Here is a 20,985-nt window from a genome sequence, read left to right on the forward strand (position 1 = left end):
TCCTGTGCCTGTCTTCGAACCGCAGGCTTCAGGCCCTCTCCCGGATCAGCTCCCGCAGCTTTTCGAATGCGTCGCAGATTCCGCCGATCCCATCGATCAATCCCTCTTCCACCGCCTGCTTCCCTACCAGTACGGAGCCCACATCCTTCGTCAGCTCTCCTGTTTCCAGCATCAGCTTCATCAGCCTCTCCTCGGAAATCCGGCTGTGCGAGGTGATAAAGCCCGAAATCCGATCCTGGATCTTCTGAAAGTATTCAAAGGTCTGGGCGACTCCTATAATCAGCCCATTCATCCGCACCGGATGAATCATCATGGTCCCGGTAGGCACTATCAGAGAATAGTCTGTGGAGACAGCCAGCGGCACGCCGATAGAATGGCTTCCTCCCAGCACCAGAGAAACTGTCGGCTTGCTCAAGGAGGCTATCATCTCAGCAATCGCCAGACCCGACTCCACATCGCCGCCCACCGTGTTGATCAGAACCAGCAGGCCCTGTACCCTTCTGCTGTCTTCCAGTGCCGCAAGCTGCGGAATCACATGCTCGTACTTTGTTGTTTTGGAGTTGGAGGGGAGGCATTCGTGCCCTTCTATCTCTCCTATAATATTCAAAAGATGGATGCGGATCTCTCCGTCATCCAGGGTCAGCTGCCCGTAATCCTCTACCTGACGGTCCCTCTCCTTTTGCTCCTGGCCATCCTGCTCCTGTTCCCCCACGCTGTCCCGGATCTCTCCAGCAGCCTGATACACCTGGAACTCTCTGTTTTTCTTTTCCATAAAAATACCCCGACCTTTCCACACAGTTTTCTTTAGTATGTGAAAAGATCAGGGCTTCTATGCAGTCTCTTCCAGCGGCACGCCGGGCGGTCAGAGGTCCGGCAGTGTCCCTGCGGAAATCACACCCGTGACCGGCCTCAAGCCTGACGCAGCGCCTGCTCCAGATCCTCGATGATATCCTGCGGATTCTCGATTCCCACAGACAGCCGGATCATGCCCGGCGTCACGCCTGCCTCCAGAAGCTGCTCATCGGTCATCTGCCGGTGCGTATGGCTGGCAGGATGCAGAACACAGGTGCGGGCATCTGCCACATGCGTTACGATAGCCGCCAGCTTCAGGCTGTCCATAAAACGGACGGCAGCCTCCCTTCCGCCCTTTAAGCCAAAGGAAATCACGCCGCAGGTGCCGTTCGGCATATATTTCTCAGCGAGCTCATGGTAGGGATCGCCCTCCAGCCCCGCAAAGTTCACAAACTCTACCTTTTCATGGGCGTTCAGAAACTCCGCTGCAGCCTTTGCATTGCTGCAGTGCTTTTCTACGCGGAGCGGCAGTGTCTCAAGCCCTACATTCAGCAGGAAGGAATTCATAGGCGAAGGAATGCTTCCCAAATCCCGCATCAGCTGCGAGGTCGCCTTTGTGATGTAAGCCAGCTTTCCAAAACGCTCCGTATATACGATTCCATGGTATGTAGGATCCGGTGACGTCAGTCCCGGGAATTTCTCCTTATGGGCTTCCCAGTCAAAATTGCCGCTGTCCACGATGCAGCCGCCCACAGCCATCGCATGCCCATCCATGTATTTTGTCGTGGAATGCGTCACAATATCGGCCCCCCACTCAAAGGGACGGCAGTTGATCGGCGTCGCGAAGGTATTGTCCACAATCAGAGGACAGCCATGCTTATGGGCAAGCCGGGCAAACTTTTCAATATCCAGAACCACAAGAGCCGGATTCGCAATAGTCTCCCCGACCACAGCCTTGGTATTTGGACGAAAGGCTTTTTCGATCTCTTCCTCCGGCGCGTCCGGATCCACGAAGGTGCAATCGATTCCCAGCTTTTTGATCGTAGCCGCATACAGGTTAAAGGTTCCTCCATACACCTTTGCAGAGCAGACAATGTGATCGCCTGCCTCGCAGAGATTCACAATGGAATAGAAGTTTGCCGCCTGTCCGGACGAGGTGAGCATGGCTGCCACACCGCCCTCCAGCTCGGCAATTTTTGCTGCTACGCAGTCACTGGTAGGGTTCTGAAGGCGGGTATAAAAATATCCGTTCTCCTCCAGATCAAACAGCCTTCCCATCTGCTCTGACGTATCATATTTAAATGTTGTGCTCTGGTAAATAGGGAGCACCCTGGCTTCGCCGTTCCCCGGCTTCCAGCCTCCCTGCACACAAATTGTATCCAGCCTCATGCCATATACCTCTCTTTAAGCTCATAAACCATGTCCATATATTTCTCACGGCATGCTTCTTTTTCTCCTGCTTCGATCAGATGAATGCACTCTGACAGCCAGCAGTCCCAAATCTCGCTGTAAATCTCTTCCGAATTCTCCTGCCGTCCAATACGGTTTACGATGGTGGGAGCAATGTTGTAATACTCTTTTACCAGCTCCTCGCCGCCGTCCGTGGCAAGAAGATAATCATCCCTGTAGGAGCGAAGCAGCTCCAGCTCATAGCAGTCGTCCGGCTTTCCCTGGCTTTCACAGACCGCAGTGGTAATATAGCAAAACTTCTTATGAAAGCCGCTCTCTATCTTTTCATAATTGGCCTTCCCTACAGAGGTGCGGAAAGCTTTATTCCATTTTTTCACAATCAAATCAGTCACCGGCTCTGCAGAGACCCCCTTCTGCTCCAGGAATGCCGGAAATACAAACACTGCAAGCACCATGTTGTAATTAATCTGCTGCTCGCTGCGCTTTCCCTTCTTTGGAATTGCCTCAAGCTCCGCCTTGGCAGTCTCCACCAGATGATCTGCCAGCTTTTCTGCCCAAAGCTCCGGCTGCTTCTCCTGCTGATAGATCGCCTCGATCGCCTCCAGCGTTCCCAAATGGCGGCGCAGATATGCCTGAAAAGCCTCCGGATACACATTTTTCTTAAAGGACTTCATGGGATTTTCTTCCCGGATCAGCATGTCCTCTATGCCCTGCATGGCGCGGTTGTAGGTCTCCCCATACGTTACAATATCCATCTCCATACTGTCTTCCTCCTACTCGTCCCAGTTGTGATATACGTTCTGGACGTCGTCATCCTCATCCAGCAGATCCAGGGTTTTCTGAAGGCTCTTGACAGCATCCTCATCCGTAAGCGTCACATAGGTCTGGGGAATCATCGTCACCTCCGCCTGAGCCATGGGAATTCCCTTTTCCTCCAGGGCCTGGCGAACCTCGCTGAAGGAATCCGGATCTGTCAGAATTTCAAAGCTGTCCTCTTCCTCAGAGAAATCCTCTGCTCCCGCGTCCAGGGCGAGCATCATCAGATCGTCCGGATCCATCTCGCACTCTTCCCGGTCTACGATAATCTGGCCCTTCTTATCAAACATGTAGGATACGCATCCCTGGGTTCCCACAGAACCATTTCCCTTGGTAAACGCGCTTCTCACATTGGCCGCCGTACGGTTCTTGTTATCCGTCAGCGCGTCCACGATAATCGCGATTCCGTTCGGTCCATATCCCTCATAGGACACATATTCATAATTGACAGCATTCGCATTGCCAGCCGCTTTTTTGATGCCGCGCTCAATGGTGTCGTTCGGCATGTTGTTGGCCTTTGCCTTGGCGATCACATCGCGGAGCTTGCTGTTGTTATTCGGATCCGGTCCGCCTTCCTTTACTGCTACGGCAATCTCACGCCCGATGATGGTGAAAATTTTTCCCTTCGCCGCATCGTTCTTTTCTTTTTTATGCTTTATGTTCGCAAACTTTGAATGTCCTGACATAAAAACACTCCTATTCTTTTCGTACTTTTCTTTCCCGCCCGGCGGGAAATCTGCGCGTCCGTATCCTGGCCGCAGACTTTCTCATCTATTCTAGCACTACTTTTTTTGAAAGGCAAGCCCCATTATGTACCCAGCTCCAGGCTTACCCGCAAAGCCTCGTCAACCCGCGCGAGAATCTGCGCGTCCAGGTGGCAGACCTTATCCTTCAGGCGCTGCTTGTCGATCGTCCGCAGCTGCTCCAGAAGAATCACCGAATCCCGCACAATCTGGCACTGCCTTGCAGACAGCTCCACATGGGTCGGAAGCTTCGCCTTATTCATCTTTGACGTAATCGCCGCCACGATTACAGTCGGGCTGTGGCGGTTGCCTGTATCGTTCTGTATCACAAGAACCGGGCGCACGCCGCCCTGCTCGGAACCGACTACCGGACGAAGATCCGCATAATAGATATCTCCCCGTCTGATTACCAACTCTGTTCACTCTCCGATCCTGAAAATCCTCCGGCTGCTTTTTGCAGCCTCATCTGAAGTATTTCCAAAATCTTCACACGTATACAGACCTGCATTTCCACGGCTCCTTACGGCTCTTCCCCCGAAGCCTTATCCCTCTTCTGCCGGCCGCGCATTCCAGACGTCCTCCGCAATCTCCGTCACTTTCCCATGCCTCAGGTAAATCCGCGGAACTCTTCCTGAAATATCGCAGGCAAACTCATAATTGAAGCGTCCCGAAAGCGCCGCCAGCTCATCCATGGAAAGCATTTCTCCCCCATCCATGCCAAACAGCGTAACCTCCATGCCTGGCGCCGCCTCCGGAATCTCCGTCACATCCACCATGAACTGATCCATACAGACTCTTCCGCAGATGGGCGCCCTTTTTCCTGCAATCAGCACACAGCCCCTTCCGGAAAGGCTTCTGGGATAGCCGTCCCCATAGCCTACGGGAATCGTGGCGATACGCCTGCGTTCCGAAGCTGTGTAAATTCCGCCGTAGCTCACCTGTGTTCCGGCTTCGATCTCCTTTACATGCACAATATGGCTTTTCAGCTCCATAGCAGGCGTAAGCGCCACACGCTCCTTCTGCACCTCGTCAGAGGGATACAGGCCATACAGCGCGATGCCCGCCCGGACCAGATCCATACTGCACTCAGGCATATCGATGATGGCCGCGCTGTTGGCACAGTGGCTGAGCGGAAACTGCACGCCTCTGTCCTCACAGGCAGCGCGGAAGCTTAAGAAACGCGCAAGCTGTCTGTCTGCATAAGTCTTATCCGCTTCGTCTGCTCTCGCAAAATGCGTAAACAGCCCCTCCAGCTCAAGCCCCGGAAGCTCTGCCGCCTCACAGACCGCATCCAGCCCCTCCGCCGTGTCCGGAAAGCCGATCCGGCTCATTCCCGTATCCAGCTTAATATGAACGAATGCCCTGCGCTTCTGCCTCTCTGCTTCACGGGACAGCTCCCGTGCCATGTCAAGGCGAAACACTGCCGCACGAATATCCTGAGAAATCAGCGCCGGGTAATCCTGCGGAAATACATATCCCAGTACCAGCACCGGCTTGCGGATTCCATGTGCACGCAGCGCCAGCGCCTCCTCTATCGTAGCCGCCGCAAACCCCCAGATATAATCCTTCGGCTCCATCAGGCAGGCGATAGGCACCGCTCCATGCCCGTATCCATTGGCCTTCACGACAGCCGCCATCTGCGTCCCCGCCGGCAGCACTGCCCTCATAGCCTCAAAGTTTTCTTCGATGGCGTCCAAATCTACCCAGGCCGCCACACGCTGATGTCTTTTCATGATTTTAAGCTCCTGATCTTAATATATGTTGTTTTACGCAAAAAGAAAGGGCCTGCCGCAAATGTCTTCGGATTGCAAAGCCGAATCAACAGGTTCCCAGCAGTCCCTTTCATCCATTCTCTATGATTCTGAACGCGGATGCTCCTTTTCATACCGCGTGATATTATAGGAGAGCTGCATCAGGCTCTCCGAAAGATGAACATTCTCCACCAGCACATCGGAAGGAACCTGCAGATCGATATGGGCAAAGTTCCAGATGGCCTTAATCCCATATTTCACCAGAAGCTCCGTCATCTCCTCTGCTTTGGACTTCGGCAGCGTCAGTGCCGCAATCTGAATATCCTCGTCCCGGATAAAGCTTTCCAGATCGTCCAGCATATGGATCTGGATTCCCCGGACGCTTAAGCCCTTAAGAACCGGATTCACATCAAAGATCCCACGGACATAAAAACCGCGTTTTTCAAAATCCACATAATTTGCCAGGGCCTGTCCCAGATTTCCGCCTCCTACGATGATCATATTGTGCTTTTTGTCCAGGCCCAGAATCTTTCCAATCTCTTCGTACAGATATTTTACATTGTAGCCGTAGCCCTGCTGTCCGAAGCCTCCGAAATTATTCAAGTCCTGACGGATCTGAGAAGCAGTGACGCTCATTCTCGTACTCAGCTCGCCTGAAGAAATCCGCTCCACGCCGCTCTCCATCAGCTCGCCCAGATACCGGTAATACCGCGGAAGCCGCTTGATGACAGCCTTTGAAATTTCTCTTTCTTCCGTGTTGCGCTCGTCTTTCATTTTGCATGTCCCTCAATCCATATATTCGTCTTCTGCCGGCAAAAGCCTTCCCTGCCGGCCAGATATAATCTGCCTTTATTATAAGCGATTTGAGAAAATATTGTCAACCGACTTTGCGGAATTCTTCACAAAGAATTGTCTTGTTTCCGGGCTCCTTTTTCGTTATAATAAATTCTGCCGGCCTGCAGCCTGAAATCTGCCCAGGAGGCCATACCCAAAATTGACAAGGGTAAACACCAGGAAACAAACAGAGGTACTTACTTATGATACTTTCATGCCAGAACATAAACAAAGCGTTCGGAACAGACGTTATACTGAAGAATGCATCCTTTCATATAGAAGATCGGGAAAAGGCCGCCGTCGTCGGCATCAACGGAGCCGGGAAATCCACTCTCCTGAAAATCATTGTGGGAGATCTGGACGCTGATTCAGGGGAAGCTGTGCTGTCCAAAGGAAAGACGCTCGGCTACCTGGCCCAGCATCAGGATCTGGAAAGCGAACATACCATTTACGAGGAACTGCTGACTGTAAAACAGGATGTACTCGATCTGGAACGGGACATGCACGCGCTGGAGCTGCGGATGAAGGAGCTGGCCGGCGACGAGCTGGAAGGCGCCCTCGCCCAATATACCCGTCTCAGCCACGAATTTGAACAGAAGAATGGCTATGCCTGCAAAAGCGAGGTTGTGGGCGTACTGAAGGGCCTCGGCTTTGAGGAAGAGGATTTCGAGAAGCAGGTCAACACCCTCTCAGGAGGACAGAAAACCCGCGTCTCCCTGGGAAAGCTTCTTCTCTCCCACCCGGATCTGATTCTTCTGGACGAGCCCACAAATCACCTGGACATGAACTCCATCGCATGGCTGGAAACCTTTCTTCTAAATTATGACGGAGCGGTCCTGGTAGTAGCCCACGACCGGTATTTTCTGAACCGGATCGCTACGAAGATCATTGAGATCGACGCGGGCGAGGTGACCGTTTTCCAGGGAAATTACTCCGACTACGCAGCCAAAAAGGCGCAGCTCCGGGAAGCCAGGATGAACGCCTGGCTGAACCAGCAACGCGAGATTAAGCACCAGGAAGAGGTAATTGCAAAGCTGAAATCCTTTAACCGTGAGAAATCCATCCGCCGGGCAGAAAGCCGGGAAAAGCTGCTGGACAAGATGGAGGTGCTGGAAAAGCCCACAGAGGTCCGCTCCGAAATGCACATCACGCTGGAGCCTAAGATCACGAGCGGAAACGACGTTCTGACCGTAGAGCATCTTGCCAAAGCCTTTGGCTCCCTGAACCTGTTCTCCGATCTGAATTTTTCGATCAAGCGCGGAGAGCGGGTGGCCCTGATTGGAAATAACGGAACCGGAAAAACGACGATTCTGAAGATTTTAAACGGCCTTCTCGATGCGGACAAGGGCTCCTTTACCCTCGGAGCCAAGGTCCAAATCGGCTACTACGATCAGGAGCACCATGTGCTGCACCCGGAAAAGACGTTATTTGAGGAGATCTCCGATGCCTATCCGGATCTGGACAACACTACGATACGCAGCACCCTGGCAGCCTTCCTCTTCACCGGATACGACGTGTTTAAGCGTATTTCCGATTTAAGCGGAGGCGAACGGGGACGCGTCTCTCTGGCAAAGCTGATGCTCTCCGAAGCAAATTTTCTGATCCTGGACGAGCCCACAAACCACCTGGATATCGTATCCAAGGAAATCCTGGAGCAGGCTCTGAACCGGTACACGGGAACCGTTCTCTACGTCTCCCATGACCGGTATTTTATCAACACGACTGCCACCCGGATTTTGGATCTGACTGGCGGTACTCTGGTAAACTATATCGGGAATTATGATTATTATCTGGAAAAGCATGATATTCTGACGCCCGCCTCTTCCCCTGCCGGAACAAAAGAACCGGAAGAAGAAGCGTCCGCCGCGAAGCTGGACTGGAAGCAGCAGAAGGAAGAGCAGGCAAAGCAACGGAAACGCGAAAACGACTTAAAAAAGACTGAGGAGCTCATCTTCGAGCTGGAAAGCCGGGACGCCGAAATCAACGAGCTTATGACGCACGAGGACGTCTATACAAATGTTGCGGAATGCCAGAAGCTCCACAAAGAGCAGGAGGAACTGAAAAGCCGTCTGGAAATTTTATATGAACAATGGGAAACGCTGGCTCAATGATTGTCCAGCGTTTTCATAAATTCATGTACATTATCGTCCGTCACATACACGCCGAAGCCCTGGCTTTCCAAAGCCTCGTCTGTCTTCCCGTAAAAAATACGGTCAATGATCATGTCGCCCAGCTCCTCCGTGTAGTGGCTGGATTCATAATAATAATCCCTGTTTTCCGTAATTTTGTTTACCCCGCTGAAGTTGTAATACCCTCCGCCGGAAGCCCCGGAAAGCCAGAGCAGAAAGCTCTCATACCCGTAAAACTCTGATTCCTGATAAGTCCGGTAATAAATCGGATTGGTAAACACAATCAGATTGATGTCATATTCCTCACACAGCGCGGCGATTTTCTTCATATCCTCGATGGCATAGCTGATACGGTCACTGTAATAATCGTCCCAGTACGGCGCGTCCCCATCCCAGGTGCCCCCCAGAGACGGATCCCGGAACGTACAGCCGTTTTCATAATATCTCTCCACATAATCAGGATCCTCCGGCTCATAATTCAGAATTACATCCAGGGACAAAAGTACGCCCTTGATACTGAAATAATTTGCATAAAAGCCCAGCTTATTCTCTCTCGGATAGGGAATCCGGTAAAACTGGTCCTGATGAAGAGCCGGATCCACGAAGGCCGAAATGTTGTCTACCCCTATCATCACGTTCTTTGGGATAATTCCATTCTCAATCAGCTCCTCCAGGTTTTCCAGATGCTCTGCCGGAAGTCCTTCGGAGTAGGACATGTTATACCATTTTCCATAGGGAATCCGGTCTACATTGACAAAGCCCGTCCGGGAAGATCCAAACAAAAAGGAATCAAATTTGTCCGGATTGTGAAGGATATACTGCATCTTGATATAGTTGCTGTTCGGTTCCACGCCGTTGTCCCGTATCTCCTTCCAATGAAACACATTATAGGGGTCTACCGCTATGGGGATCGCCACCTCTACCAAAAGGATAAACAGGATGAACGGGCAGATTTTCCACAAAAATTTCTTCATATATATTTCTCGCTCTGATTCAAGTTAAGCTGCTTTCCTGTCTTTTTCTGCATGGCTCTCTTTTTGATACTGTACATCCGTGCAAGCCATAACTTCCTTCTGAAGTCATGGCTTGGGCTGAGCGCCCTATAGAAAAATCCGTATGCGTCTCCCGCCAGATAAATCTGCCGGGTTCCGCCTCCGTCTTTTTCTGCACGGCTGTACAGTATCAAAACTGAAAATACACAAATTCATATTCGCCAAGCTGGCGGCTGTAAAGCACCACAAACAGCAGCGCAAAGTAAAACGCATAACGCACCGGCTTTTTGAAGCGTCCCAGCCATTCCCAGGCGCTCTGCCTCAGCTCGATAAAATCATGCGCCAGAAGCACTGCTATCCAGATAAATACCAGCTTCAGATCGGCGCTCTGGATCAGGCCTGCGTTCCGTAGAGCGTCATAGCCTGCTTTCACATAGGAAACCGGGTTTCCAATTCCCTCAAAAAGATGCGTCAGCACATAGACCGCGTCGGAAAAGGTATTGGCCCTGAAAAAAATCCATGCCAGGCAGACAAATACAAACACAAGCAGGACGCGGATCCGACTCCGCCTGCCCTTCTTTGGCGGGAAATGCCGGTCCCATTCCTTCTCCACGATCTGCCCCAGTCCATGCAGGCCGCCCCAGATCACATAGGTCCAGCTGGCCCCATGCCAGAGGCCGCTTACCAGAAATGTAATCAGAAGATTGCATCTGGTCCGCAATGCTCCCTTTCGGTTTCCTCCCAGAGGAATGTAGACATAGTCGCGGAACCAGGTAGAAAGGGAAATGTGCCAGCGGCTCCAGAACTCTTTCAGGGAAGCCGCAAAATACGGGCTTTTGAAATTGACCATCAGATCGATATCCAGAAGCTTCGCCACTCCCCTTGCGATATCCGAATATCCGGAAAAATCACAGTAGACCTGAAAAGCGTAGAAAAAGGTAGCCACGCCAAGCGCCAGGCCTGTATAGGACGTCACATCATTATACACCAGATCCACGCAGGACACTACCACATCGGCAACAGCGATTTTTTTGAAATATCCCCAGGCAATCAGCTTCGCTCCTTCGATGGCTTTCTCTGTATGAAAGCTGTGCTCCTTTTCCAGCTGCGGCAGAAGATGCTCCGCCCGCTCGATGGGGCCTGCCAGCAGAAGCGGGAAAAAGGATACAAAGACCGCGTATTTCCCAAAATGCAGGCAGGCTTCCGTCTTTCCCTTATAGACATCAATCACATAGCCCAGGGACTGGAAAATATAGAACGAAATGCCGACCGGAAGCACCAGATTCAGCGTTACATCACTGACCTCAAGCGAAATACTCCGAAGAAGGGCCGTCACGGTTCCGCTCAGGAAATTAAAATATTTGAAGAAAAACAGAAGTCCGAGGCAGACGGCAAGGGCCGCTGCCATACACAGCTTCTGCTTTCCCTTATTCTCCGTCCGGCTTATTAGCAGCGCTGTGCCCCAGGATACAAGCGTAGTCAGAAAAAGAAGCGGCACATACTCTATGCCGGCGCTCATATAAAAATAATAGCTGGATACCAGCAGGACGCCCCACCGGTACCGCCGGGGCGCCAGCCAGTAAACCGCAAATACAATTGGCAGAAATACGTAAAACGCATTGGAATTAAACAGCATTCAGCAGTTCCTCTAAGGTCTTCCTGATTTCTTTGATAAAGCCTTCGCTGGAAAGCACAACCGGATTCGGCAGCGTCGTGATCAGCGCCAGATCCTTCGTCATCCTTCCATCCTCAATCGTTTTTATGGAAGCCTCCTCCAGCTTGTCCGCGAAATCCATCAGCGCCTGGTTTCCATCCAGCTCTCCGCGCTTTCTCAATGCGCCGGACCAGGCAAAAATCGTTGCCACAGAGTTCGTGGAGGTCTCCTCACCCTTCAGATGCTTATAGTAATGGCGCTGCACGGTTCCATGAGCCGCCTCATACTCAAAATATCCATTGGGAGATACCAGAACAGAGGTCATCATTGCCAGGGAGCCAAAGGCAGTGGCAATCAGATCGCTCATTACGTCTCCGTCGTAATTCTTGCAGGCCCAGATATAACCGCCCTCAGACTTGATCACGCGGGCTACCGCATCATCAATCAGCGTATAGAAGTACTCAATGCCAAGCTGCTCAAACTGATCCTTGTATTCCTTCTCATAAATCTCCTGAAACACATCCTTGAAATAGTGATCGTACTTCTTGGAGATCGTATCCTTTGTGGCAAACCAGAGATCCTGCTTCTGGGAAACCGCATAGGAAAAGCAGCTTCTCGCAAAGCTCTCGATGGAGCTGGTCAGATTGTGAACGCCCTGGGCGATGCCGCCCTCCTTGAACTCATGAACCGTCTCACGAACCTCAGTGCCATCCTCTCCCGTAAATACCAGCTCGCATTTGCCAGGGCCGGGAATCCGCATCTCCGTCGCTTTATAGATATCTCCGTAGGCGTGACGGGCTACTGTGATGGGCTTTTTCCAGCTTCTCACATAGGGCTCGATTCCTTTTACGATAATGGGAGCGCGGAATACCGTTCCATCCAGGATCGCACGGATTGTTCCGTTAGGGCTCTTCCACATTTCCTTCAGATGATACTCTTCCATACGGGCCGCATTCGGCGTGATCGTCGCGCATTTTACGGCGACGCCATATTTCTTTGTGGCCTCGGCAGAATCGATGGTCACCTGATCGTTTGTAGCGTTCCGGTGCTCCAGCCCCAAATCATAATACTCTGTATTCAAATCAATAAACGGCAGCAGCAGCTCGTCCTTGATCATCTTCCAGAGAATGCGGGTCATCTCATCTCCATCCATCTCCACCAGCGGCGTCGTCATCTTTATCTTATCCATGTCAGTCCTCCTCAAATCAATATGGTATCTAATCTGGCCGCCGCGTTCCGGCGGCGCTTTGTGTCCTATTATAGTCGATCCAGGCTCCCGGTGCAAGTCATTCCGGGCAAAAAACGTCCGGAGCGCCGGTTCCTTTTGTGAAAACCGGCCCTCAGGCGTTCCTCCCAAATTCCATTCAAAAGCGGCCAAGAGCGGAAAAAGCTCCGTAAAGATCCAGGGTTCCGTAGCCCCAGATCCGGTTCGGATAGAGCTGCGATCCGGTACGTCTGGCCCCCCGGATCATCAGCTGTTTAATTTCCAGTGTCCCGATGGTAAGCCGGCGCCCCCTTACAATCCCCCACTCCAGCATCAGAGCGGAGGCGCCTGCCGTCACGGCTGCAGCCGCGCTGGTTCCTGTCATGGCAGACAAAGCATTTCCCGGCCCATAGGTGGTGACCGCCACGCCCGGCGCCGCCAAATCCGGCTTAATTCTCCCCTTCCGTGTATATCCTCTGCTGGAATCGATATAGATGCTCTCATTTTCTGTACGGTACGCAGCTGCCGTAATGGGGATCTCCGAATTTGCAGGCTCTGTCAGCGTAATATCCGGATTCGAATCCAAAAATACCGTATCCGCCGAGATAAACCCTGTGACCGGAAGCCAGATATTATAGACGCCGCCCACGACGGTCTCTCCATAGACGCGGATCCTCCAGATCCCGGGCGTAGGCTCAGATATCCGGATCACGACAAGCTGATCCCCGCTGTAGGGATCCAGCGACTGAAAATTCACATAGACGACAGTCTTTTCAAACAGGAAATCAAATTTCAGGCTTTTCATCCCGGACGTGACCCTGGGCACCTCCTCTCCGGAAGGAGAAATCAGCGAGACGGAAAGAACGTCCGGCGAATTGCTCCAGAGCTGCATCATAAGCCCCCGCTCGCCCTCCGCCACGCGGAGCTCCGCGTCCTGGTACTCCCCTTCCTGACTCAGCGTTCCATAAAAATGGTGGCCCTGATTTGCTTCGTTCCCTGCCGCGATGACAATACACCGTCCCGCAATGGTTCCGATTGTATTGAGGTAAAAGGACAGAGGCGAGGTCCCTGCATGGCTGCCCATATTGGTCCCAAGGCCTATGCAGATCACAAGAGGCTTTTTTTCTCTTAAAGCCAGCTCGTGAAGGAAACGGACACCCAGCATGATATCGTTTTCCTGATAGGCCTGCGCTTCCTCCGGCACCATAAAATATTCTTTCAAATATTGCTTTGCGGGCTTTAGCTTTACCACTGCAAGCTCTGCCAGAGGCGCGGCCCCGATCCAGCCTGTGCTCCGGTCCTCGCTGCCTGCAGCGATCGCCGCAAGCCTCGTTCCGTGGCCTGCCGTGTCTCTGCTCGGAACCACCGACCAGGGATCCCCGCTTTCCAGAGCCCGGTTCAAGTCCGCCTGCGTATATACAGTTCCATATCCGATCCCCTCGGGCGTCTCCCCGCTCTGATCCTCCTGATCCCACAGGGCCAGAATCCGGCTTTTGCCAGCCAGATCCCGGAAACAGCCGTTGGTATAATCAATTCCCGTGTCAATAAAGCCGGCGATGACTCCTTCGCCCTTCAGCTGCAGCACCGGCTGGTTCTGAAGCGTGAGAATATTGGAGGCCTCCAGGCTCTCATTCTGCAGCAGCGTATAGAGAGATGGAAGAACCTCATATCCATACTGCGTCTCCCGCCCGGGAGGCAGGGAAGCACGCTCCACATAAAAGGTCACATAAAAATTGTTGATCACCTGACGGCAGATATCCGGAAAAAAGTGGTTCAGCTCCTCTTTCCCCAGGTTCATCTGCCAGATAAAATCTACATAATCCTCAGAAACTGCCTGTTCTCTGCAGGTAAGTGCCATAACTGTCTCCTGCTGTTCTGCATTCCATATAAAATATGCCCGCCTGCTCCGGGTCATTCCCGAATCCCCAGCAGTCCCGGCACCCAAATCTGTCCCCACCCCTGCTGGTTTCGCGGAAGGCCCAGATTCCGGCAGGAGGAACGAAGCTTCAGCTTCACCTGCTTATTGGTCAGCTCTCTGTCTGCAGAAAGCAAAAGAGCGAGGCTTCCCGAAACTACCGGAGTCGCCATGGAGGTGCCTGATTTTTCTGTATAAAGCCTGTGGCCCGGCTTCTCGAAATCCGCGCTGCAGGATCTGATATAAGCTCCAGGCGCCGTCACGTCCGGCTTACAGACACAGGCCGGCGTCGGTCCCCTCCCGGAATAATTTCTCCGCTTTCCTCCCATAAACTGCACCGCCTGCCCATCATCAGAGGAGCCTACGGTGATAATCTTCGGACTCGTCCCGGGCACCGTGATGCTGGAACGGGCCGGTCCCTGATTTCCGGCCGCCGCACAGACCACAAGTCCTGCGTCCCAGGCATCCTCCACTGCCTTTAAAAGGCCAATCCTTTTCCTTCCTTTAATCTCTGCGCTTCCAGCAGAAATATTCACGATCCTGACATCGTATTCCTTCGCATGATCGATCAGCCAGTACAGAGCCCGGACCAGAATCCCACTGCTCCCGTTTCCATCTCTGTCCAGCACCTTCAGAGAAAGGAAATGGCACCGCGGCGCAAGTCCCTGATACCTGCCGCCGGATGCCTCTCCCGTTCCTCCTATGATTCCGCAGATATGGGTGCCGTGACCGCAGTCATCGCCTCCCTCTGCCATGTCTGTAAGATAATTATAGGCATAAACCAGTCTGCCGCGCAGATCTGGATGCTGTCCATTTACGCCGGAATCCAGCACTGCCACTCCGATTCCGGCTCCCCAAATTCCCCGTTCATACGCACGGGAGGCTCCCACGAGCTCTCGTACACGGTTCATAACAGAAAAACTCCTTGCGTTTTTCTATTATCTTATGCTTCTGCTTTCCGGACTGCTATTCGGAACAGGACAAAACCGACAGCAAACATCACAGCCAGCAGGGCTACGCCTGCCCTGGAGGTGTCAAAAAGCTGCGTCGAGATTCCCATCAGCATGGTTCCCATAAAAGCGGCTCCCTTCCCAAAGATGTCAAAAAACCCGAAAAACTCCGTAGCCTTCTCCTTCGGCACAATCCTCGCAAAGTAGGAGCGGGACAGGGACTGAATCGCTCCCTGGAATACTGCCACACAGACAGCCAGGAACCAGAACTCCCATGCCTTGTCAAGCTGCAGCGCAAACAGCACAATAAAGAAATAGCCCACAATGGAAATCTGAATCAGGGACGTATTTTTCATTTTTTTGGAAAGCTGTCCCACAAGAATCGAGCAGGGGAAGGCTACCACCTGGGTCAGAAGCAGCGCCAGCAAAAGGTTCGTATCGCTGATTCCCACATCCTTGCCGTAAGAGGTGGCCATATCGATAATCGTGTACACTCCGTCGATATAAAAGAAAAAGGCCAGAAGGAAAAACCAGACCTCCGGCATTTTCCTCACCTCGGAAAAAACCTTCGCCAGCCGGCTGAAGCTGTCGCGCACAGGATGGGCAGAGCGCTCCACATAATGCTTCTGCTCGTAGCACCCAAGCAGCGGCAGCGTCACCAGAAGCCACCACGCCGCATTGAGCAGAAAGGCAATTGCCATTGCCATGCTGCCGGAGATCCCGATCAGATCCGAGCAGAGGACGAAAACCAGGCTGATAATGAACGGAATGCAGCTTCCGATATACCCCCAGGCATAGCCCTGGGCCGACACCACATCCATCCGTTCGTCTGTCGTCACGTCAGGAAGCATCGCATCATAGAAAACCAGGCTCGCATTCAGTCCTGTCTTTGCCAGCACATAGACCGCCAGAAAAAGAGTCCAGGTGGTCGGAAGCGCCAGTCCCGCACAGCCCAGCACGCCCATCATCATAAAAAAGGTAAACACCGGCTTTTTAAAGCCCTTTGTATCAGCCAGCGTACCCAGCACCGGCCCAAGCACTGCCACGAGAATCGTCACCAGAGAGGTGGCATAGCCAAAGAATGCCGTCGAATCCGCATCCGAAATTCCGCTTGCCGAGGCAATGTTCTTATAATAAATCGGTATAATCGTGGAGGTAAGAAGAACGAAGGCCGAATTACCCACGTCATACAGGATCCACCGCTTTTCCAGTTTTGTCAGCTTCTGATTCATAACGTCTTTCTCCCATCTTTTCATTCATTTTCGCGGGCAGCAAGCCAAGCGGACGCGGCCTGGCCCCGCCGGCAGCCTTCTATTCAAAATCCCTGTTCAGGCGGACGCTTAAGGGCTCGTCCGTATCAATGACGCGGACGTAGCGCTCGATTTCCTCCGCTGTCATCCTGACGGCATTCTCCATTCGTTCTCCAAGAGCTATGCGGCTCTCCGTACACCCGGGATTCGGCTTTCCCGTCATCACAAGTCCAGCCAGTCCCTTTCTCTGCCCTATCAATGCGAAAAAGCCTGTCAGAAATCTGGCCTTTCCTGCCCTCGGGCACTGGAACAGCCGGATAATCCGGTGAAATCCGATAATGCACTCATCCACCTCGTCCGGTGTAATTCCTTCCAGAACAGAGGCGATCGCTTCCTCGGTATCCAGATCCCGGATCAGGTGGCGCGTACAGTTGTGGGTTAGCGGATCCAGCCCGTCCTCCTCCATCAGCTCCCGGTCAAAATCCGTCTCAATTTCCAGATGTCCCAGCCTATGCTCCTTCATATACCGGCTGATATAGGGATGACACTCGCTGTCCAGCATAAAATGACACAAAAATCCGCAGAGATAGGACAAAAGCACATAGCTTGGCCGTTTCTGATAGGTTTTCCGTGCTTTTTCGAAGAAAAAACGTGCCGACTCCCCGTGCATCCGGACGCCAAGCTGATTCACCCTGTTCTTTCCCAGGGCATGGTAGTAAAACAAAAGATCCGGGCCATGAAGTCCCAGCCAATAGGCCGGAGCATTCTCCCTCACGAGCTGCCGGATTTCTTTGGGCAGAGCCCGGTACACCCTTTTGCCAAATTTATAATGTGCATATACTGCAGGCATAAACACGCTTCCTTTCCAGTTATCTTTTCTTGATTTTCACCTGTTTCCTATTTTCTCACAAAACAACTGCTTATACAAGTAAATTTCTTGTTAGCCGGTCTCAAAGGCTTCCAGCCAGTGCGCGCCGGTCATTTGCAGAACGATTCACACATTTTTTTCTTACACATACTATGACATTGTAAATAATTATTTTTCTGGAGGAAATTCTCATGAGTGATTTAACTGCGACAAACTGCGGATGTGGCTGCGACAATGGCAACAACAGCTGCTGCAATACCCTGATCTGGCTCCTTCTGCTGTCCTCCTGCTGCGGCGGAAACAACGGATGGTTTGGCGGAAACGGCGGCTGCGGCGACAACAGCTGCCTGTGGATCATCCTTCTGCTGTGCTGCTGCGGCGGCTTCGGCGGAAATGGAAGCTTCTTCGGCGGAAACGGCGGCTGCGGCTGCTAATCGCTCTCTGCCCCATGTGCCGGCCGGGAATTCCTGTGGGATTCCCGGTCTTTCCTATTTCATCCTTTTTTGCAGGGAAAGGATGTTTTTTCTATCTGCCTCTTGTCCTCCGGATCGTCCGGCTCCCGTTTCTTCTGCCTTCTTTCCAGCTCCTTTTCCCACATGCATTCCTCATCCAGCTCGTACACGCTTGTCTCCTCTATAATCAGACGGCCCACAGCGCTCCCTCCTTATTTCTTTATCTCTTTATTATATTCATACTCCTCCGTTTTGCACATATACTGTAGAGAATGGGAGGAGACTGTATGCGTCTGGGAAACAACGGCTATAGGGTACTTTATGACGTACAGAAAAAATGCAATGAGCTGAGCCAGAAAATAGATTCCATCATACGAATGATGGAAATGCTTGCCACCTACATTCAGTATTCCAATATGATGTCCGAATTCCAGGCTGATATGCAGCCAGGCTCGCCGGAAGAGCCTGGCGCCTTTTCTCAGTCTCCGCCGGAAGGGAGTGAAGGGATGAATCCAAATGATTTTCAGAAGCTTATGAACACCGCCCGTCAGTCGGATCATCAGATGACCCAGGACGAATTCAATCAGCTCTTTGAAGCGCTGAAGCAGGGAAAATCCGCAGAAGAGGTCGCTCGGATGGAGCAGATGGTGCAGCTTGCGAGAAGCTTTATGAAATAATGCGAGCCGGCCCTTCCCGGCAGAAACACGCTTGCGCTCCCCTCGGACGCAGCGGATACGTAAGACGCCCGGGAAAAAGCACCCCGGCCGTCTAAGTACCGGCGTCCTCAGAGGGTTTCTGCCGGGAAGGGCCGGCTCTCTGTCTTTGCAGGCAAATCTATTCTTTCTTCATGGCCACTTCTCTGTCTCTGTGACCAAATCTGTGTCTTTCTTCGTGGCCGGCTCTATGGGGCCGGGCACGGTTATTCCTTGGCATTGCGGTTGATGAACTTGGTCTTTACCTTGGAATACATAATTTTCTGGCTGCGGTAGAGGCCGTAATAGCCGGACTGCATATAACTGACGGCGACAGCCAGAAAGAAAAAGGGCGCGCCCTCAAAGCCGAACATCTCCAGGCTGATAAGCAGAGAAGATATAGGACTGTTCGTGACGCCGCAGAAAACCGCCGCCATGCCGCAGGCAGCCGCAAGGGAGGGCGAGATGTGAAACAACTGGCCAAAGATGCAGCCAAAGGTCGCTCCTACAAAGAAGGAGGGGACAATCTCTCCTCCCTTAAAGCCGCCGGAAAGGGTCACTGCCGTAAACAGGATCTTCAGAAGAAACGCTCCCCAGAAGGCCTGTCCTTCCACAACAGCCCGCTCTACGATCTGCATACCCGTACCCAGATAATCTGTTGTACCCAGGATCAGAGTCAGAACAATCAGCAGGCAGCCGGAAACCACGGCTCTCAGATATGCGTTCGCAAATTTTTCCGCAAACAGTTCTTCTGTTTTATGCAGCGCCACGCAGAAAAGAATGCTGACCGCCGCGCAGCAAAGCCCGAGAATCAGTATTTTTCCGGCGCTCAGTAAAGTGAAATCGGGCAGAATGCCGAGAGAAAAACGTTCTCCGGTCAGACCAAAGCGGCAGGCTACTGCATAGGCCGTGTAGGAAGCCACCACACAGGGAACCAGAGCCGCATAATACATAATTCCGACGCTCACAACCTCCATGGAAAAGACTGCGGCCGCCATGGGCGTGCCAAACAGCGCGGAAAAGGCCGCGCTCATGCCGCACATAATCATGACGCGTCTGTCGTTTTCATCGATCCGTAAGACTTTTCCGAGAAAATTTCCGATGCTTCCGCCCAGCTGCAGAGCCGCTCCCTCACGTCCCGCAGAGCCTCCGAACAGGTGGGTCAGAATCGTCGCCGCAAAGATAAGCGGAGCTGTCTTCAGGGGAATCTCCCTCTCCGCGTGAATCGCGTCCAGCACCATATTGGTACTGCTTCTCTCCTGTTTTCTCTCCCAGTGGTACATCCAGACGATCACCAGTCCTGCTATAGGAAGGCCAAACAGAATCCATGAATGGGCCACGCGGAACTTTGTAGCCAGCTCCACACCCTTTCCAAAGGCAGTTCCCACAAGTCCCAGAATCACCCCTGTAAGCGCCGCAAAAATCAGCCACCGGGCCAGCATCAGCAGACGGTTCCAGATGGTCACCCGGAACCGCTCCTCCAGTTGAGGCACAAGGTCTTTCAACTCTGATTCCTTATGTTCTGTTTTTTCATTTCTTTCTTCACTCATAATGCACACCGCCGGAATCCTGCTTTCTTCCTGTTTGTTCCTGAAGCTTTGTCTTCCGGCTCCCCCTCTTTTCTTATATCTTCTCCCAGAGCAGGAGATTCTTTTCAAATACTGCGTTCAGTCTTCCTGTGTCTTTCAGCCAGGCCAGATAGGAACGGACGGTGCTTCCCACAAGAACATACTGCTCGAAATTCATGACAAGGCCGTATTCTGTGAACAGGCGCTGCAGAATCACTTCAAAACCAAGAGGTTCCTTACAGAGGCTTACGATTTTATCCGCTATCTCATTTACCTTGTCTATATTATACTGAGCCAGTTCTGTGATATCCTTCGCCGCTTCCGCATGAGCAGGCACAAAGAGCCTGGCTTTCAGCGTCTTTACCTTTTCCAGCGTATTCAGATAAGCCGCCACATCATAGATAAAGCCGATCTGATATTTGTCCAGAGTCTCCCGGCTGGAAAGGCAGTCTGCCAGATATACGGTATCATCCGGCGTCCGGAAACCTGCCATATCAAAGAAATGTCCCGGCAGCGGAATCAGTTCAAAGCCTTCCGGCAGCGTCTCTTTCGTCAGATATTCCGCGCCGCTCTCCTGCGCCAGCAGGAACTTATGCCTCAGATCTTTGCATGGATAGCCGCCATACAGCAAGGAAGGCTCCAGAATCGGATGCCTGGTAAAATCACACTCAATTCCCGGCGCATAAATTTTACAGCCTGTCTGTCCCTGCAGATACTTATTGCCGCCGATGTGATCCGCATTGGAATGCGTATTATAGATAGCTTTCAGCGTCCATTCATGTTCATCCAGAAGCTTTCTGACCTTCCGGCCCGCGTCCTTGTCATTCCCGCTGTCAATCAGGCAGACTTCCGTATCGTTCAGCTTTACCAGTCCGATTTTCGCCGGGCTCTGTATGTAATAATCGTGTTCCGAAATCTGTATCAGTTCATACATGATGTTTCCTCCATCGAATTATAGTTTTCCT

The 20,985-nt window shown here is 52.2% G+C and carries 20 protein-coding genes; 3 read left to right on the forward strand and 17 right to left on the reverse strand.

Annotated features, from left to right (window positions below):
• Nucleotides 1–28: 28 nt before the first annotated feature.
• From B5E77_RS10455 to B5E77_RS10485, 7 genes are all read right to left on the reverse strand, one after another.
• Nucleotides 29–772: a ClpP family protease gene (locus B5E77_RS10455; protein ID WP_087165329.1), complete on the reverse strand. Its 744-nt coding sequence runs from the start codon at nucleotides 770–772 to the stop codon at nucleotides 29–31.
• Nucleotides 773–909: 137 nt separating this feature from the next.
• Nucleotides 910–2,181, reverse strand: a complete 1,272-nt coding sequence (locus B5E77_RS10460; protein ID WP_087165330.1) for an O-acetylhomoserine aminocarboxypropyltransferase/cysteine synthase family protein — start codon at nucleotides 2,179–2,181, stop codon at nucleotides 910–912.
• Entirely contained in the window at nucleotides 2,178–2,963 is a 786-nt protein-coding gene (locus B5E77_RS10465; RefSeq protein WP_087165331.1) for a CFI-box-CTERM domain-containing protein, read from the reverse strand. Before B5E77_RS10465 ends, B5E77_RS10460 begins: the two co-directional genes overlap by 4 nt.
• A 12-nt stretch (nucleotides 2,964–2,975) precedes the next feature.
• On the reverse strand, nucleotides 2,976–3,704 hold the full coding sequence (locus B5E77_RS10470) for a YebC/PmpR family DNA-binding transcriptional regulator (protein WP_087165332.1): 729 nt from the start codon (nucleotides 3,702–3,704) through the stop codon (nucleotides 2,976–2,978).
• Between the two features lie 122 nt (nucleotides 3,705–3,826).
• Nucleotides 3,827–4,174 (reverse strand): type II toxin-antitoxin system PemK/MazF family toxin, encoded by a 348-nt coding sequence (locus B5E77_RS10475; protein ID WP_087165333.1) that lies wholly within the window; start codon nucleotides 4,172–4,174, stop codon nucleotides 3,827–3,829.
• Between the two features lie 129 nt (nucleotides 4,175–4,303).
• A complete protein-coding gene (alr, locus tag B5E77_RS10480) occupies nucleotides 4,304–5,494 on the reverse strand; it encodes an alanine racemase (RefSeq protein WP_087165334.1) in 1,191 nt (396 codons plus the stop codon).
• Nucleotides 5,495–5,614: 120 nt separating this feature from the next.
• Entirely contained in the window at nucleotides 5,615–6,286 is a 672-nt protein-coding gene (locus B5E77_RS10485; RefSeq protein ID WP_087165335.1) for a redox-sensing transcriptional repressor Rex, read from the reverse strand.
• Nucleotides 6,287–6,549: 263 nt separating this feature from the next.
• On the opposite strand from B5E77_RS10485, the gene B5E77_RS10490 reads away from it, so the two are divergent.
• Nucleotides 6,550–8,457, forward strand: a complete 1,908-nt coding sequence (locus B5E77_RS10490) for an ABC-F family ATP-binding cassette domain-containing protein (protein ID WP_087165336.1) — start codon at nucleotides 6,550–6,552, stop codon at nucleotides 8,455–8,457.
• Here B5E77_RS10490 and B5E77_RS10495 read toward each other — a convergent pair.
• The 7 genes from B5E77_RS10495 to B5E77_RS10530 form a co-directional block, all read right to left on the reverse strand.
• The gene (locus B5E77_RS10495) at nucleotides 8,451–9,449 is read right to left on the reverse strand and encodes a hypothetical protein (protein ID WP_087165337.1); all 999 of its coding nucleotides are present in this window, start codon (nucleotides 9,447–9,449) and stop codon (nucleotides 8,451–8,453) included. The genes B5E77_RS10490 and B5E77_RS10495 overlap by 7 nt on opposite strands.
• A gap of 208 nt (nucleotides 9,450–9,657) precedes the next feature.
• Nucleotides 9,658–11,103 carry an MBOAT family O-acyltransferase gene (locus B5E77_RS10505; RefSeq protein ID WP_087165339.1) on the reverse strand — a complete coding sequence of 482 codons (1,446 nt, stop codon included), beginning with the start codon at nucleotides 11,101–11,103 and terminating at the stop codon, nucleotides 9,658–9,660.
• Nucleotides 11,093–12,310 carry an NADP-dependent isocitrate dehydrogenase gene (locus B5E77_RS10510; protein ID WP_087165340.1) on the reverse strand — a complete coding sequence of 406 codons (1,218 nt, stop codon included), beginning with the start codon at nucleotides 12,308–12,310 and terminating at the stop codon, nucleotides 11,093–11,095. The genes B5E77_RS10505 and B5E77_RS10510 overlap by 11 nt, the downstream gene beginning before the upstream one ends.
• Nucleotides 12,311–12,485: 175 nt before the next feature.
• Nucleotides 12,486–14,183 carry a S8 family peptidase gene (locus B5E77_RS10515; RefSeq protein ID WP_162609682.1) on the reverse strand — a complete coding sequence of 566 codons (1,698 nt, stop codon included), beginning with the start codon at nucleotides 14,181–14,183 and terminating at the stop codon, nucleotides 12,486–12,488.
• 53 nt (nucleotides 14,184–14,236) lie between these two features.
• Entirely contained in the window at nucleotides 14,237–15,151 is a 915-nt protein-coding gene (locus B5E77_RS10520) for a S8 family peptidase (RefSeq protein WP_087165342.1), read from the reverse strand.
• Between the two features lie 32 nt (nucleotides 15,152–15,183).
• The gene (locus tag B5E77_RS10525; protein WP_087165343.1) at nucleotides 15,184–16,422 is read right to left on the reverse strand and encodes an MFS transporter; all 1,239 of its coding nucleotides are present in this window, start codon (nucleotides 16,420–16,422) and stop codon (nucleotides 15,184–15,186) included.
• A gap of 79 nt (nucleotides 16,423–16,501) precedes the next feature.
• Entirely contained in the window at nucleotides 16,502–17,290 is a 789-nt protein-coding gene (locus B5E77_RS10530) for a zinc dependent phospholipase C family protein (protein WP_087165344.1), read from the reverse strand.
• A 209-nt stretch (nucleotides 17,291–17,499) separates the two neighbouring features.
• Between B5E77_RS10530 and B5E77_RS10535 the strand changes: the two genes are divergently transcribed.
• Complete coding sequence (locus B5E77_RS10535) at nucleotides 17,500–17,742, forward strand: chorion class high-cysteine HCB protein 13 (protein ID WP_087165345.1); 243 nt, start codon at nucleotides 17,500–17,502, stop codon at nucleotides 17,740–17,742.
• Nucleotides 17,743–17,801: 59 nt separating this feature from the next.
• On the opposite strand, the gene B5E77_RS17015 is transcribed toward B5E77_RS10535, so the two are convergent.
• On the reverse strand, nucleotides 17,802–17,960 hold the full coding sequence (locus B5E77_RS17015) for a hypothetical protein (protein ID WP_162609683.1): 159 nt from the start codon (nucleotides 17,958–17,960) through the stop codon (nucleotides 17,802–17,804).
• Nucleotides 17,961–18,047: 87 nt separating this feature from the next.
• Between B5E77_RS17015 and B5E77_RS10540 the strand changes: the two genes are divergently transcribed.
• On the forward strand, nucleotides 18,048–18,437 hold the full coding sequence (locus tag B5E77_RS10540; RefSeq protein ID WP_087165346.1) for a hypothetical protein: 390 nt from the start codon (nucleotides 18,048–18,050) through the stop codon (nucleotides 18,435–18,437).
• A 242-nt stretch (nucleotides 18,438–18,679) separates the two neighbouring features.
• Here B5E77_RS10540 and B5E77_RS10545 read toward each other — a convergent pair whose 3' ends face one another.
• Together B5E77_RS10545 and B5E77_RS10550 are read right to left on the reverse strand one after the other, a co-directional pair.
• Nucleotides 18,680–20,002, reverse strand: a complete 1,323-nt coding sequence (locus B5E77_RS10545; protein WP_087165371.1) for a chloride channel protein — start codon at nucleotides 20,000–20,002, stop codon at nucleotides 18,680–18,682.
• 73 nt (nucleotides 20,003–20,075) lie between these two features.
• Nucleotides 20,076–20,954: an MBL fold metallo-hydrolase gene (locus tag B5E77_RS10550; protein ID WP_087165347.1), complete on the reverse strand. Its 879-nt coding sequence runs from the start codon at nucleotides 20,952–20,954 to the stop codon at nucleotides 20,076–20,078.
• Nucleotides 20,955–20,985: the final 31 nt, after the last annotated feature.

It is taken from the genome of Lachnoclostridium sp. An131 (assembly GCF_002160825.1).
Classification (GTDB): domain Bacteria; phylum Bacillota; class Clostridia; order Lachnospirales; family Lachnospiraceae; genus Laedolimicola.

Bases quoted from the DNA above. Each gene is read 5' to 3' on its own strand.
- B5E77_RS10505 (WP_087165339.1), bottom strand. From the start codon at position 11,103: ATGCTGTTTAATTCCAATGCGTTTTACGTATTTCTGCCAATTGTATTT.
- B5E77_RS10470 (WP_087165332.1), bottom strand. From the start codon at position 3,704: ATGTCAGGACATTCAAAGTTTGCGAACATAAAGCATAAAAAAGAAAAG.
- B5E77_RS10520 (WP_087165342.1), bottom strand. From the start codon at position 15,151: ATGAACCGTGTACGAGAGCTCGTGGGAGCCTCCCGTGCGTATGAACGG.
- B5E77_RS10510 (WP_087165340.1), bottom strand. From the start codon at position 12,310: ATGGATAAGATAAAGATGACGACGCCGCTGGTGGAGATGGATGGAGAT.
- B5E77_RS10550 (WP_087165347.1), bottom strand. From the start codon at position 20,954: ATGTATGAACTGATACAGATTTCGGAACACGATTATTACATACAGAGC.
- B5E77_RS10495 (WP_087165337.1), bottom strand. From the start codon at position 9,449: ATGAAGAAATTTTTGTGGAAAATCTGCCCGTTCATCCTGTTTATCCTT.
- B5E77_RS10465 (WP_087165331.1), bottom strand. From the start codon at position 2,963: ATGGAGATGGATATTGTAACGTATGGGGAGACCTACAACCGCGCCATG.
- B5E77_RS10460 (WP_087165330.1), bottom strand. From the start codon at position 2,181: ATGAGGCTGGATACAATTTGTGTGCAGGGAGGCTGGAAGCCGGGGAAC.
- B5E77_RS10540 (WP_087165346.1), top strand. From the start codon at position 18,048: ATGCGTCTGGGAAACAACGGCTATAGGGTACTTTATGACGTACAGAAA.
- B5E77_RS10455 (WP_087165329.1), bottom strand. From the start codon at position 772: ATGGAAAAGAAAAACAGAGAGTTCCAGGTGTATCAGGCTGCTGGAGAG.
- B5E77_RS10490 (WP_087165336.1), top strand. From the start codon at position 6,550: ATGATACTTTCATGCCAGAACATAAACAAAGCGTTCGGAACAGACGTT.
- B5E77_RS10530 (WP_087165344.1), bottom strand. From the start codon at position 17,290: ATGCCTGCAGTATATGCACATTATAAATTTGGCAAAAGGGTGTACCGG.
- B5E77_RS10485 (WP_087165335.1), bottom strand. From the start codon at position 6,286: ATGAAAGACGAGCGCAACACGGAAGAAAGAGAAATTTCAAAGGCTGTC.
- B5E77_RS10545 (WP_087165371.1), bottom strand. From the start codon at position 20,002: ATGAGTGAAGAAAGAAATGAAAAAACAGAACATAAGGAATCAGAGTTG.
- B5E77_RS10525 (WP_087165343.1), bottom strand. From the start codon at position 16,422: ATGAATCAGAAGCTGACAAAACTGGAAAAGCGGTGGATCCTGTATGAC.
- B5E77_RS10535 (WP_087165345.1), top strand. From the start codon at position 17,500: ATGAGTGATTTAACTGCGACAAACTGCGGATGTGGCTGCGACAATGGC.
- B5E77_RS10515 (WP_162609682.1), bottom strand. From the start codon at position 14,183: ATGGCACTTACCTGCAGAGAACAGGCAGTTTCTGAGGATTATGTAGAT.
- alr (WP_087165334.1), bottom strand. From the start codon at position 5,494: ATGAAAAGACATCAGCGTGTGGCGGCCTGGGTAGATTTGGACGCCATC.